Source organism: Isoptericola maris, from assembly GCF_048065335.1.
GTDB lineage: Bacteria > Actinomycetota > Actinomycetes > Actinomycetales > Cellulomonadaceae > Isoptericola > Isoptericola rhizosphaerae.
Map to the genome: position 1 here is coordinate 81513 of NZ_JBLUNY010000003.1, position 13226 is coordinate 94738.

The 13226-nt window shown below is 71.5% G+C and carries 11 protein-coding genes; 5 read left to right on the forward strand and 6 right to left on the reverse strand.

The window, feature by feature from the left end; genetic code table 11:
* Positions 1–6: 6 nt before the first annotated feature.
* From ACH5HR_RS07035 to ACH5HR_RS07045, 3 genes are read right to left on the reverse strand one after another with little or no spacing between them, the layout of a single operon-like run.
* Positions 7–918, reverse strand: coding sequence for an ABC transporter ATP-binding protein (locus ACH5HR_RS07035; RefSeq protein ID WP_416477028.1), 912 nt, complete (start codon positions 916–918; stop codon positions 7–9).
* Positions 908–1909 (reverse strand): branched-chain amino acid ABC transporter permease, encoded by a 1002-nt coding sequence (locus ACH5HR_RS07040; protein ID WP_416477030.1) that lies wholly within the window; start codon positions 1907–1909, stop codon positions 908–910. The genes ACH5HR_RS07035 and ACH5HR_RS07040 overlap by 11 nt, the downstream gene beginning before the upstream one ends.
* 13 nt (positions 1910–1922) lie before the next feature.
* Entirely contained in the window at positions 1923–3347 is a 1425-nt protein-coding gene (locus ACH5HR_RS07045; protein ID WP_416477032.1) for a branched-chain amino acid ABC transporter permease, read from the reverse strand.
* A 322-nt stretch (positions 3348–3669) separates the two neighbouring features.
* Between ACH5HR_RS07045 and ACH5HR_RS07050 the strand changes: the two genes are divergently transcribed.
* From ACH5HR_RS07050 to ACH5HR_RS07065, 4 genes are all read left to right on the forward strand, one after another.
* Positions 3670–5889, forward strand: coding sequence for a S9 family peptidase (locus ACH5HR_RS07050; RefSeq protein WP_416477034.1), 2220 nt, complete (start codon positions 3670–3672; stop codon positions 5887–5889).
* Between the two features lie 84 nt (positions 5890–5973).
* Entirely contained in the window at positions 5974–7248 is a 1275-nt protein-coding gene (locus ACH5HR_RS07055; protein WP_416477036.1) for an inorganic phosphate transporter, read from the forward strand.
* Entirely contained in the window at positions 7245–7535 is a 291-nt protein-coding gene (locus ACH5HR_RS07060; protein WP_402374619.1) for a hypothetical protein, read from the forward strand. Before ACH5HR_RS07055 ends, ACH5HR_RS07060 begins: the two co-directional genes overlap by 4 nt.
* Positions 7536–7795: 260 nt before the next feature.
* Positions 7796–8533 carry a hypothetical protein gene (locus ACH5HR_RS07065; RefSeq protein WP_402374617.1) on the forward strand — a complete coding sequence of 246 codons (738 nt, stop codon included), beginning with the start codon at positions 7796–7798 and terminating at the stop codon, positions 8531–8533.
* Between the two features lie 106 nt (positions 8534–8639).
* Here ACH5HR_RS07065 and ACH5HR_RS07070 read toward each other — a convergent pair whose 3' ends face one another.
* Together ACH5HR_RS07070 and ACH5HR_RS07075 are read right to left on the reverse strand one after the other, a co-directional pair.
* Positions 8640–9863, reverse strand: a complete 1224-nt coding sequence (locus ACH5HR_RS07070) for a glycoside hydrolase family 3 N-terminal domain-containing protein (protein WP_416477038.1) — start codon at positions 9861–9863, stop codon at positions 8640–8642.
* Positions 9860–10309 (reverse strand): SRPBCC family protein, encoded by a 450-nt coding sequence (locus ACH5HR_RS07075; protein WP_402374613.1) that lies wholly within the window; start codon positions 10307–10309, stop codon positions 9860–9862. The genes ACH5HR_RS07070 and ACH5HR_RS07075 overlap by 4 nt, the downstream gene beginning before the upstream one ends.
* Positions 10310–10767: 458 nt before the next feature.
* Here ACH5HR_RS07075 and ACH5HR_RS07080 point away from each other — a divergent pair, with 458 nt between their 5' ends.
* The gene (locus ACH5HR_RS07080; protein WP_416477040.1) at positions 10768–11700 is read left to right on the forward strand and encodes a hypothetical protein; all 933 of its coding nucleotides are present in this window, start codon (positions 10768–10770) and stop codon (positions 11698–11700) included.
* 95 nt (positions 11701–11795) lie between these two features.
* Here the strand turns inward: ACH5HR_RS07080 and ACH5HR_RS07085 are convergent, their stop codons facing one another.
* Entirely contained in the window at positions 11796–13070 is a 1275-nt protein-coding gene (locus ACH5HR_RS07085; RefSeq protein WP_416477042.1) for a threonine aldolase family protein, read from the reverse strand.
* Positions 13071–13226: the final 156 nt, after the last annotated feature.

The window sequence follows — 13226 nt, forward strand, 5'->3', positions numbered from 1 at the left end:
TGGCGCTCATCGCTTCTCCTCCTCTGCCTCGAGCCGGGCCAGGATCTCGGGGTCCAGCAGGGCGTCGTCCCCGAGGTCGGTGTCGTGGTGCGCGCCGAGATAGGCATCCACCACGGCCTGGTTCTTCATCACGCTGTCGGGCGGGCCCTCGGCCACGATCCGACCCTCGGCCATGACGACGACCCAGTCCGAGATGTGGCGCACCGCGTGCATGTCGTGCTCCACGAAGAGCACGGTCATGCCTTCGTCCCGCAGCGCCTGGATGTGCCCCAGCAGCGACTGGACGAGGGCCGGGTTCACGCCGGCCATCGGCTCGTCGAGCATGATGATCGTCGGGTCGGTCATCAGCGCGCGAGCCATCTCGAGAAGCTTGCGCTGGCCGCCCGAGAGGGAGCCGGCGTAGTCGGAGGCCTTGGTGTCGAGCTTGAACCGGGCGAGGATCTCCATCGCCTTCTCGGTGGTCTCCGCCTCGTGCTTCTTCCACAGGAACGGCAACCAGGAGAGCGCGAGCCGCTCGCCGGGGTTGGACGGCGACGCGAGCAGCATGTTCTGCAGCACGGTGAGGCGCGACAGCGCCTTGGTGAGCTGGAACGTGCGGACCATGCCGGCCTTCGCCACGGCGGCGCCGCTCTTGCCGGTCAGGGACCTGCCCTGGAAGCTCCACTCGCCCGTGTTGGGGCGGTCGAACCCCGTGAGCAGGTTGAACAGCGTCGTCTTGCCGGCGCCGTTGGGGCCGATCAGTGCCGTGATGACGCCTTCCTGGACCTCCAGATGGTCGACGTCCACGGCGGTCATGCCGCCGAACCTGCGCGTGACGTGGTCGGCCACCAGGAGCGGGCTCGGCTTGGCCGATCCTGGGACGTGCTCGACGGAGCGCAGCACCTCGGCTGCCGCTGTCGTGGTCTCGTCAACGGACATTGAACGCCAGCTCCTTCTTGTTCCCGAGGATGCCCTGTGGTCTGAAGATGACCAGCAGCATCAGGGTCACACCGACGAGCATGCCGCCGATCTGCTCGACGTTGGTGGTCGTGATGACGTCACCGACGCCGGTGTTCTCGGCCAGCGCCCGCATGCCGGTGCGCATGAACATGTAGGCCGCGAAGAAGATCATGGACCCGAGCACAGGCCCGAACACGCTGGCCGCCCCACCGAGCAGCAGGATCGTCCAGACGAAGAACGTCATGGTGCGGCCCATCGAGTCGGGGACGATCGCCGCGGGCAGCGCGAAGATCACGCCACCGAGCGCGCCGATGGCGCCACCGATGACCAGCGCCTGCAGCTTGTAGGAGTAGACGTTCTTGCCGAGCGCGCGGACGGCGTCCTCGTCTTCCCGGATGCCCTTGAGGACGCGGCCCCAGGGGCTGCGGGTGATGAGCCAGACGAACAGGAGCACGAGGGCGACGAGGCCCCAGGCGACGATGCGGGTCCACCAGGAGTCGGAGCCCGTGTTGATGTACTCGAGCGGCCCGAGCGCCCACCTGCCGTCAGGGAGGAACGAGAGCTCCTGGAACGGTTCCTTGTAGTAGCGGCCCTGCAGGCCGGACGCGCCGCCGGTCCACTCCTGCCACAGGGTGGAGCGGCCGAACCAGCGGACGATCTCCGCGGCGGAGATGGTGACGATCGCGAGATAGTCGCCGCGTAGCTGCAGCGTCGGCATGCCGAGGATGAGGGCGAACAGGACCCCGGCGGCTATCGCGACCAGCAGGGCCAGCCAGAACGAACCGCCCGACGTGAGCGTGATGCCGAACCCGTAGGCGCCGAGCAGCATGAAGCCTGCCTGGCCCATGTTGAGCAGACCCGTGTACCCGAAGTGCAGGTTGAGGCCGATGGCGGCCATCGCGTAGGCCGCGGTCGTCGGGGCGAGCAGCTCGCCCATCGACTGCGTGAGGATGCGGAGGAATTCTTCCATGATGCGTCTCCCTTCAGCCGATCCGCTCGCGGCGGCCGAGAATGCCCTGCGGCCTGAACAGGAGCACGAGAATGAGGATCACCAGCGCGGAGGCGTAGCGCAGGTCGCTGGGGATGAACAGGTTGGACAGCTCGACGACCTGCCCGATGAGCAGCGACCCGACGAACGCCCCGAGGGCGGTGCCGAGGCCGCCGAGCGTGACCGCGGCGAACATGAGCAGCAGGAGCTGGACGCCGAGCTGCCAGTTGAAGGAGCCGAAGGACACGCCCCACATGAGGCCTGCCAGCGCGGCGAAGCCGGTCGCCATGATCCACACGATGCGGATGATCTTGTCGGGGTCGATGCCGGTGGCCGAGGCCAGCGCGGGGTTGTCCGACACGGCTCGCGTCGCCCGCCCGATGCGGGTGCGCGTGAGGAAGACGGCGATGCCGAGGACGCACACGAGCGCGACGACCATGGACAGCCAGGACGCGGTGCTGAGCGTGATGCCGGCGATCGTCAGGGGCTGCGGGTTGCGAGAGAGGATCCGCTCGGACCCGCCACCGATCATCAGCTGGATGACGTACTGCAGCGTGATGGAGAGCCCGATGGAGACGATCATCAGCTGCATCACCGGCACGTTGCGCTTGCGCAGGGGGCGCCAGATGGCGGAGTCCTGTGCCAGGCCGGTCGCCGCGCAGACGGCCAGGGTGAGGAGCCCGCCGAGCCAGATCGACATGCCCATCTGGTTGATGGTGATGTAGCCGACCGCGGCGCCGAGCGCGAACTGCTCGCCGTGCGCGAAGTTCGACAGCCCGGTCGTCCCGAAGACGAGGTTCAGCCCGATGGAGGCGAGCGCGAGGAGGAGCCCGAACCGGAGCCCGGAGCCGATCTGCTGCCACACCTGGGCGAAGGTGAGGTCGCGTTCGGAGGCGTCGCCCTCGGGCGCGGCCCCCACTCCCTCGCCGTCGTCGGCGGTGCCGTCGTCGGCCGGTGCGCCGTCGGACGACTCGCCTCCGGAGGGCGCGGCCGGCGCCTCGGCGCCGGGACCGACGCGGAACGCGGCGCGCGCCGTGCCACCGGTCTGCGCGGTGACGGTCAGCTCGGTCTCCGCTCCCTCGGGGAGCTGCTGGTCGCCGGGCAGCGTCGCCGGGTCGATGGTCACCGTGTACTTGCCGACCTCCGGCGCGGTGACGGTCGCGGGACCGTCGGCCGTGGTGGTCAGGTCCGTGGTGAAGCCGGCGCCGGCCACGGTGATCGCCACGTCGCTGATGCGGTCGTTGTCCGCGTTCAGCACGAGGACGGCTATGCAGGCTGTCTCGTCGTCGGGTTCGCAAGGGGGCTCGTCGGTGCTCGCCGTCGCTGGTGGTGCGACGAGCATCGCCGGCAGGAGCACGAGCGCGATCGCCGCGAGCAGGCGGCTCCATCGGCTCGTGATGGTGGGTCGGTCCGCTGTCATCGGACGGGGTCCTCCGTCGGGTCAAGGTCAGATGCCCCGGGTCACCCCGGGACGCGACCGCACCGGTGCCGACCATGTAGGCGTGCTGAAGCCCCCATTGACCGGCGAGCGGTACGAACGTGCGGGAAGTGTAGCGGCGCACTGTGACGTGGACGACACCCCTGCGTCACACGCGCGCGACGGGATCGGGCGATATCGGGGCAACGCGCGGCTTTGGCCGCGCAGCGGCCGTAAACCGTTGCAGAGACGTGACCATCGACGCGTCCGTGCCCGACGGCGGAGGTCCAGTCCCGCTGTCCGTCCTGCGCCGTACGCTGGTCGGGTGCCCGACGACGCCGCCCCCGCCCAGCCCGAGCCAGCCTCCCCCGAGAACCTCGTCCGTCCCGCCGTGACCGCTCCGGCGGCGGACCGTCGCCCGACGGAGCGCACCCATCACGGACACACGTTCGTCGACGAGTACGAGTGGCTGCGCGCCAAGGACGACCCGGAGGTGATCGCCCACCTCGAGGCCGAGAACGCCTGGACGCAGACGCAGCTCGTCGGCCTGGCGCCGCTGCGGGAACGGATCTTCGGCGAGATCAAGGGCCGCATCCTCGAGTCGGACCTGTCGGTGCCGGTCCGCCAGGGCGACCACTGGTACTACGTGCGCACCGTCGAGGGTCAGCAGTACCCCTTGCACGCCCGCGTGGCGGTCGCCGACCCGGACGACTGGACCCCGCCGTCGATCGAGCCGGGCGAGGTGCCGGCCGGCGAGCAGCTCCTGCTGGACCAGAACACGGAGGCCGAGGGGCACGAGTTCTTCTCGCTCGGCTCGTTCGCGGTCTCCGGGGACGGGAGCCGTCTCGTGTACGCCGTGGATACCACGGGCGACGAGCGTTACACGGTGCGGGTGCGCGACCTGGTCACCGGCGCCGACCTGCCGGACGTGATCGAGCGGACGTTCCCGGGGGCGGTCATCAGCCCGGACGGACGCTACGTCTTCTACCCGACCGTCGACGACGCGTGGCGGCCGTACCGGGTCTGGCGGCACGAGGTCGGCCGCCCGGCGAGCGACGACGTCATGGTCCTCGAGGAGCCGGACGAGCGCTTCTGGCTCGGTGTCGGCCTCTCCCGCGACGACCGGTTCCTGCAGATCGAGCTGGGGTCCAAGAGCACGAGCGAGTCCTGGATCCTCGAGGCGGACGACCCGGCGGGGGAGTTCCGGGTGGTGTGGGAGCGCCGCGAGGGCGTCGAGTACACGGTCGAGCCCACGCTGCTGCCGGGTCGTGGTCCGGCGCTCCTGATCCTGCACAACGAGCGGGCGCAGAACTTCGAGCTGGTCACCGCCGAGGTGCCCCCCGCCGGGGCCGGGCCGGCGGACCCCGCCGCGGCCGCCGTCGTCGTCCCCCACGACCCGGACGTGCGGCTGGAGGCGGTGGACGCGTTCTCGACCCACGTGGTGCTCGCCGTGCGCCGCGACGCCACGCCGCGCGTCGCCGTCGTGGCGCTCGACGGGCTGGTGCCGGGCGTGCCGTGGACCGCGCGCGAGCTGGAGTTCGACGAGCCGCTGCACTCGGCGGTGCTGGCCGCCAACCCGGAGTTCGCGACGCCGGCGCTGCGCGTGCACGGCACGTCGTTCGTCACGCCGCCCACGGTCTACGACATCGACCTGGCGACCGGTGAGCGGGTGGTGCGCAAGCGCCAGGAGGTCCTCGGCGGCTACGACCCGCGCGACTACGCCCAGAGCCGCGAGTGGGCGACGGCCGAGGACGGCACCCGGGTGCCGATCTCGCTCGTCTGGAAGCGTGACGCGGTCACGCTCGACGCCGCGGGCACCGGGGCGGACCCGGCTCCGCTGCTGCTCTACGGCTACGGCGCCTACGAGATCAGCATGGACCCCTACTTCAGCGTGCCGCGCCTGTCGCTCCTGGACCGCGGGGTCGTGTTCGCCGTCGCGCACGTGCGGGGCGGCGGGGAGATGGGCCGCGCCTGGTACGAGGGCGGCCGGCTGGACCGCAAGCGCAACACGTTCACGGACTTCGTGGCGTGCGCCGAGCACCTGGTCGGCACGGGCTGGACGACGCCGGAGCGCATGGTGGCCGACGGCGGTAGCGCGGGCGGGCTCCTCATGGGTGCGGTCGCGAACCTGGCCCCGGAGAAGTTCGCGGGCGTGCTCGCCGGGGTGCCGTTCGTCGATGCGCTGACCTCGATCCTGGACCCGTCGCTGCCGCTGACCGTCGTGGAGTGGGAGGAGTGGGGCAACCCGCTCGCCGACCCGGAGGTGTACGAGTACATGCGCTCGTACTCGCCGTACGAGAACGTGCCCGACGACGCCTCGCACTACCCGCGGATCCTGGCGGTCACGTCGTTGCACGACACACGGGTGCTGTACGTCGAGCCGGCCAAGTGGGTGGCGCGCCTGCGGGCCGCGGGGGCGCCGGCGCTGCTCAAGATCGAGATGTCGGCGGGTCACGGCGGGGTGTCCGGGCGCTATGCCCGCTGGGAGGAGATCGCGTTCGAGCACGCGTGGACGCTGCAGACGCTGGGGCTCGCAGAAAGTTAACAGAAGGTGAACAGATGAGGAACAGTTCACCGTGTGCTCGGACGATGGTCGCGCGCAGTTCATCGGCAGCCCCACCATGGACGGGTGACCGAGACGCTCCTGCTCGTGCTCGTCGTCGTGACGGCTCTGGCCTTCGACTTCACGAACGGCTTCCATGACACCGGCAACGCGATGGCGACGTCCATCGCGACCCGCGCGCTCAAGCCCCGGGCGGCCGTGCTGCTGTCCGCCGTGCTCAACATGGCGGGCGCGTTCCTCTCGCTGGCCGTGGCCGCGACGATCGCCAAGGGTCTCGTGGACGCCGGCGCGATCAGCCTCGAAGTCGTCTTCGCCGGGCTGGTGGGCGGCATCGTGTGGAACCTGCTCACCTGGTTGTTCGGGTTGCCGTCGAGCTCGTCGCACGCCCTCGTCGGCGGTGTGATCGGTTCGGTGCTGGCTGCCGCCGGCACCTCCGGCGTCCTCTGGTCCGGCGTGCTGTCCAAGGTGCTCCTGCCCGCGCTGCTGGCGCCGGTCATCGCGATCGGTGTGGCCTCGGTGGGCACCTTCCTCGTGGCCCGCCTGACCCGCGGCATCTCGCAGGACGTCACCACGCGGGGCTTCCGCTGGGGCCAGGTGGGCTCCGCGTCGCTGGTGTCCCTGGCGCACGGCACCAACGACGCCCAGAAGTCGATGGGCATCATCCTGCTGGCCCTCATCACCGCCGGCGCCGTCCCCGCGGACTCCAGCGTGCCGTTCTGGGTGATCGTCTCCTGCGCGTTCTTCATGGCGCTCGGCACCTACCTGGGCGGCTGGCGGATCATCCGCACGCTCGGCAAGGGCCTCGTCGAGATCGACAGCCGCCAGGGCATGGCCGCCGAGACGTCGTCCGCCGCGGTGATCCTGCTCTCGAGCCACTTCGGCTTCTCCCTGTCCACGACGCACGTGGCGACCGGCTCGATCCTCGGCTCCGGTGTCGGCATGCCCGGCGCGAAGGTGCGCTGGGGCGTCGCCGGCCGGATGCTCGCGGCGTGGGGCCTGACGCTGCCGGCGGCCGGCCTCGTCGGTGCGGTGTGCTTCTGGATCCAGCACGTCGTCGGAGGGTTCTTCGGCACCCTGCTGGTCTTCGCGCTGCTGGTCGGCACCTCGATCGCCATCTGGGTGGCCTCGCGGCGCAAGCCGGTCGACCACAACAACGTCAACGAGGAGTGGGACGAGGCCAAGGGCGCCCGCCTGCGGACGTCCGTGGCGACCACGGGCGAGGTCGGCGAGCCGCAGGTCGGGCCTGTCGTCGGGGAGCGCCGGGCCTCGGCGATGGCATCCGCGATCTCGACGACCGGCTCGGGCGCGACGAGCACCGACGGCAAGGGGAGGCAGTCATGAACGGACTCGTCGAGTGGAGCGCTCTCGGCCAGGTGGTCGTGGCGGGCCTCGTCCTCGGTGCGGGCATCCCCGCGCTGTTCGCGCTGGGGCTGCGTCTCGTGGCCGGGACCTCGCAGGAGGACCCGGACGCCGCGCAGCGCCGTCGGACGTCCACCGACACGAAGGGCCCGGTCGTCATCGCGCGGCCCTCGCCCGCCCGGCTCGTCGGCGCGCTGCTCTGTTTCGGCACGGTCGTCGGCGCGGTCGCGGCAGGTCTGGTCTTCCTCGCGGCCGGCGGGCACTCCTGAGCCCGAGCGGGTGAAATCCCGGCGCGACGCGCCGCATGCTGGGACCGAGGGCGATCCAGGCCCGCGTGCGTCTAAGATCCAGCGCGTCAGGTCGCAAGCCTCGCCGATGGCGCATGCCAGAGCCGGGCCGACGACGTAGCCCGAGCTGCGCGTGGGAAAGGTTCTCTGGTTGGGTCAGCGGCCTGCCAGCACGCCTGCACGCGCACTCGGAGCGTCCGTCACGGGGCCGACAACGGAATCGACCCTCTGGAAGGATCTCCATGCGCACAGCACTCAAGCTTGCCGCCACGACGGTGGCAGCGGCCTCGCTCCTGCTCGGTGGCCTCGTGGCACCCGCCTCGGCCGCGACGAGCTCGCCCGTCAACGTCACCTCGGTGTCGGTGAAGCCCAGCTATGGCGGCGCCGCCATCAGCTCGAAGACGAAGTACTACCGGATCACCACCAAGGCGAAGATCTCGGGCCTCGACGGCTGGGCCGACATCTACGGTGACGTGTACCGCGGCAGCAAGCGCGTGGCGTCCAAGGTGGACCTCGGCTACGCGTACCCGGGCGGCAAGAACCTCACCGGCTACCTCACGGCGAAGTCGTCCTGGGGCCGCGGCAAGTTCAAGGTGAAGAACGTCCGCGTCGTCTACGACTCCAAGACCTACAAGGACACGAAGGTCTCGGGCGGCTCGTTCAAGATGAAGTCCGCGATCGACGGCAAGCTCAAGTACGGCAACGTCGTCCACGTGAAGGCCAACGGCAAGAAGAAGACCGTCAAGGTCGGCGTCAAGCAGTACACGTCGAAGAAGGCCTGGGAGCCCTACGCGGGCAAGAAGGTCAAGATCCAGCACAAGGTCGGCGGCAAGTGGAAGACCAAGAAGACCGTCAAGCTCAACAAGAAGGGCAAGGCGACGTACAAGTTCTCCACGAGCAAGCGCGTCAAGTACCGCGTCGTGGTGCCCTCCACCTCCACGGTGGTCGGCGGTCGGACCGCGGGGACCTCGCGCATCTGACACCGGCGTCGCGTCCCGCGCGACACCACGAAGGCCTCCCGGGGGCCGGGGCGCGTTGCCGCTCCCGCCACGGGAGGCCTTTCGTCGTCCGGCAGCGGCTCGGGCGCTAGTCCCCGAGCGAGGCCTTGGCGGTCAGCACCCGTCCGACGGCGGCATCCACCTTCGCAGCGAACTCGGCGTCGTCCTGGGCCCGGGCCACGAGCGCGTCGGCCATCGCGGGCACGACCGTCGGGTCCGCGGACGCCAGGACGAGGTCCGCACCGGCGCCGACGGCCTCGAGCGCTCGCTCGGCCGGGGCGAGGCCCGTCACCGCCGCGGCCGCCGAGACGTCGTCGGTCACGACTACCCCGTCGAAGCCCAGGTCCTCGCGGAGCAGCCCCACCACCGCCGGGGAGAAGGCTGCCGGGTTCTCCGTGTCGATCCGGGTGTAGACGGCGTTCGAGAGCATGACGAACCGCGCTCCGGCGTCGATCCCGTCGGCGAAGACCTCGACCGACGCGGAGCCTGCGGTCACCGAGTCGTCGGTCACGCGCTCGGTGGTGTCCGTGTTCCGGGTGACGTGCCCCAGGCCGGGGAAGTGCTTGATCACGGGCTCCACGCCCGAGGCCTGCATCCCTGCGGAGAACGCGGTCGCCGAGCGCACCACCGACTGCGCGGTGTTGCCGTAGTTGCGCGAGAAGTAGCCGATCGGTGCGTTGGCGGACTGGTTGTCGGCCGGCACGAGGTCCATCACAGGCGCCAGGTTGAGGTTGACGCCCGCGTCCGCGAGCTCGGCGCCCCAGGCGGTGGCCTCCTCCTCGAGCCGTTCGGCGTCCCACGTCGCCTGCTCCGTCGCCCGCGGCAGCTCGGAGAAGCCGGGACCGCGCAGCACCTGGACCGACCCGCCCTCCTGGTCGGTCGCGACGAGCATCGGCGGCGCGTCGTCCGGCGCCAGGCCGATCGCCGACTCCACGAGCCCGCGCGTCGCCTCGAGACCCGCCTCGCTGCGGCCGTGCAGGAACACGTTGCCCACGTGGTGGTCCTCGATCGCCGTCCGGGTCGCGTCCCCCACGGTCACGGCGTCGGCGGGTGTCCCCACCACGAGCAGCTGGCCCACCTTCTGCTCGATGCTCCACCCGGCCGCAGGGTCCTGCGGGTCCGGGGTGCCGCCGTCGGGCACCGCGGACGGCGAGGGCAGCGGGACCGGGGTGCCCGACGGCGAGGGACCGGTCGCGCTGCCGGGGCCGGACCGCTCGGGGGAGGGGGTCGGTGCGGGCTGCGACCCCGGGCTGCCGCAGGCGGCGAGGGCCGCGCAGGTGAGCGCGACCAGCGCGGCCGTCCGGCGTCTCACGGGCCCGAGGTCGGGGCCGAGTCCCGGTGCGCGAGCGTGGAGAGGGCGTCGCGCCAGTGCTGCTCGGAGCGGGTGGCGTGCTCGGCGGTGTCGATGTTGCCCTGCTGCACCGTCACCTGGGTGCCGCCGTCGTCGGCCACGAGGGTGATGCGGATCTCGTGGTAGCTCGCGGGGACGTCGGGGAGCTCGCTGAGCGGCGAGTAGTGCGTGAAGTGCAGCAAGTGCGGGCGGTCGACGGCGATGACCTGGCCCTTGTCGGCGAACTGGCGGCCGAAGAAGTGGCCCTCGAACGTGATCGGGCTGCCGGGTCGGAAGTCGGTCTCGATGTTGGCGCCGAGCATCCAGCGGGCGCCCGGGTGCATCAGCTCGTTCCAGACCCGTTCCGGCGGCTCGGCGACGTGGGTCGAGGCGGTGGCGGTGAACCCGGTGGCGTGCTCGGTCGTCATGGCGGCTCCTGGGCTGGTGAGCGGGCGGGCCGCCCCGTCGCGGCCTGTCAGCACGACCGTAACGCGCCGGTCGTGACCCGGCCGAATCGGGCGTCCCGGTTCCGTGCGGCCGTCCAGTCCGGCGTGTCCGTTCCGCTCTGCGAGACCGTTCCGCTCCGCTCTGGCCGTTTTACCGATGTCGGTAGTTCGGGGGGGGGGGGGGGGGGGGGCGCCCCCCGCCCCCCCCCCCAAAACCCCCCCCCGACGTCCCGCGTCGCGGGGGGGGCGCGGGCCGCCGGGGGGCGGCCCCCCCCCCCCCCCCCCCACGAACTACCGACATCGGCAAAACGTTGGAGGCTGCCGGTGGAGAGAGGTCGCCCGCAGGCCGCGCAACGGTTCTCGGCGGTCCACTGTGGCGGTCGTCCACAGGGCAGCGCAGAGGCGCCGCGCGCACCGTCGGCCGGCGCCAAGGTGCCTGCATGACGACCGAGATTCTCATCGCACGCGAGCATCACCGCCTCCGTCTTCGTGAAGCGCTCCGGAACGGCTCTATCGAGAGGTTGCGCCACGGCGCCTACCGGCTGAAGCAACCGAGCAAGGACGCGCGGGCGGTCGCCGAACGCAAGCGGGCGCTCGACCGGATCCGCGCTGTCCACCGCCAGCTGCGTGCTGAGCACGTCTTCAGCCATGACAGCGCCGCGCTCCTCTGGGGCATGCGCTGCTGGCGGTCTCCCGCGAAGATCCACGTGCTGCAGGCATATCGGGCCGGCAAGGCTGCCGCCCAGGACATCGTCCGACGGCGCCCGCTGCCGCTGACGGTCGCGACGGTCGACGACATCCCGGTGACGGATCGCGCCGAGACCGTGGCCGACTGCCTGCGGACCATGCCTCCGCTGGACGGGCTCGTCCTGCTCGACGGCGCACTGGCGAACGGGCTCGACGAGGGCCGGGTGCGCGAGCACGTGGAGCGGAGGAACAAGCAGAGGGGGCGGGCGATCGCGAGGTATCTTCTCGATCTGGCCGACCCTGGGGCCGAGTCCGCCTGGGAGTCGTTCATCCGCTATCTCGCGGCGCATGCGGGCCTCCCGCGCCCGCGGACACAGCTGCCGGTCGAGACCGCGGAAGGGCTGTACCGCGTGGACCTCGGCTGGCTCGACCACGGCGTGCTCGCCGAGTTCGACGGTCAGATCAAGTATGTCGACGGGGCCTTCGGGGCGGAGTACGACGCGGACGCGGCACGGTTCGCGGAGAAGCTTCGCGACGATGCGATCACTGCCGCGACCGGTGTGCGGCCGCTGCGCTTCACAGCGAAGGACGGTTCCGTCAGAGCGATGCGCAAGCTCGTCGCGGCGTTCCCCGGGGACGTGCGGCGTGCTGCGCGGATCGACCCGTTGCTGCCCTTCCCATCCTGACCCGTGTGCCGTTCCCGCTCTGTCGGACATCGGTGTCGCCATCGGTCGGGCGCCCAACCGATCTCGACACGAATGACCGACATCGGTAAAACGCATCACAGGGCGGTGACGACGGCCTCGACGAACGCGTCCACCGCGGCGGCCGGGGTGTCCCACGAGCACATCCAGCGCACCTCGACCCGGTCCGGGGTCTCGCCGGGAGCCCAGTCGTAGAACCGCGCCCGCTCGCGCACCCGGTCGGCCGCCACTCTCGGCAACGTCGCGAACACCGCGTTCGCCTCGACGGGCCGCGTGATGCGCACGCCGCCGACGGCGGAGCTCACCTCCGGCGCGGATGCTCCACCCGGTGCCGGGTCGAGCGCCCCGGCGGCGTCCAGGCCGTCCCGCAGCCGGGCCGCCATCGCGTTGGCGTGCACGGCGTTGCGCCACCACAGCGGTTCGACGGCGGTGTCCACGCCGAGAGCACCGGCGCCCGCGGCACCTGCGGCACCCGCCGCGACCGGTTCCGCCGCGACGCCGCCGCCCACCGGCGCACCCGGCTCTCCGAGCAGCGCCAGGAGCTGTGCCGAGACGAACCGCGCCTTCGACGCGAGCTGCATCGTCGACTTGCGCAGGTACGGCACCGCGGCGGCCGCGCGCCGCCGCAACCCAGCGCCGTCGTACCCAGCGCCGTCGTACCCTGCGCCGTCGTACCCGGGGGCGGCGTCGTCCGGCCCGAGCACCACGACGGCCTCGCCGATCATGCCGCCGATCTTGGCGGCACCCAGCGAGACGACGTCGACGCCGAGGTCGGTGGTGAGCGCGCACAGGGAGCAGCCGAGCGCGGCGGCAGCGTTGGCGAGCCGTGACCCGTCCACGTGCACCGCCATGCCGAGCGAGTGCGCGGTGTCGGTCAGCGCCCGCAGCGCCTCGACGGAGTAGACGGTTCCGAGCTCGGTGGACTGTGTGAGTGACAGCACACCGGGGTGGGCGCGGTGCACGTCGTGGCGCTGCCCGGCCCACCGTTCCACGTGGAACGGCTCGATCCGCCCGTCCACCGAGGGGCAGGGCAGCATCTTGAGCCCGCCGACCCGCTCGGGCGCACCGTTCTCGTCGGTGTTGACGTGCGCGACGTCGGAGGTCACCACGCCGCCCCAGCGCTCCGACAGCGCCATGAGGGAGACGACGTTCGCGCCGGTGCCGTTGATCAGCGGGAACGCGACCGCGCCGGGGCCGAACACCTCGGCGACGCGGGTGCCGAGGCGTGCCGTCCACGGGTCGTCCCCGTAGGCGACGGCGAACCCGGCGTTGGCGGCGGTGATCGCGGCGAGCACCTCGGGATGGGTGCCGGCGTAGTTGTCGGACGCGAACGGCGGGAGCGGCGTGGTCACCGGACCAGGCTAGGACCCGGCACGGCGCGTCGTGACGTGTCGTGATCCACAGCGTGGTCCGGAACGGCGACGAGGCCCCGAGCGTCATAACCTCGAGAGCGGGTGTCGACACGCCCACCGAGCCGGAGCCCGCCCCCGGGAGCCGGTGAATCATCG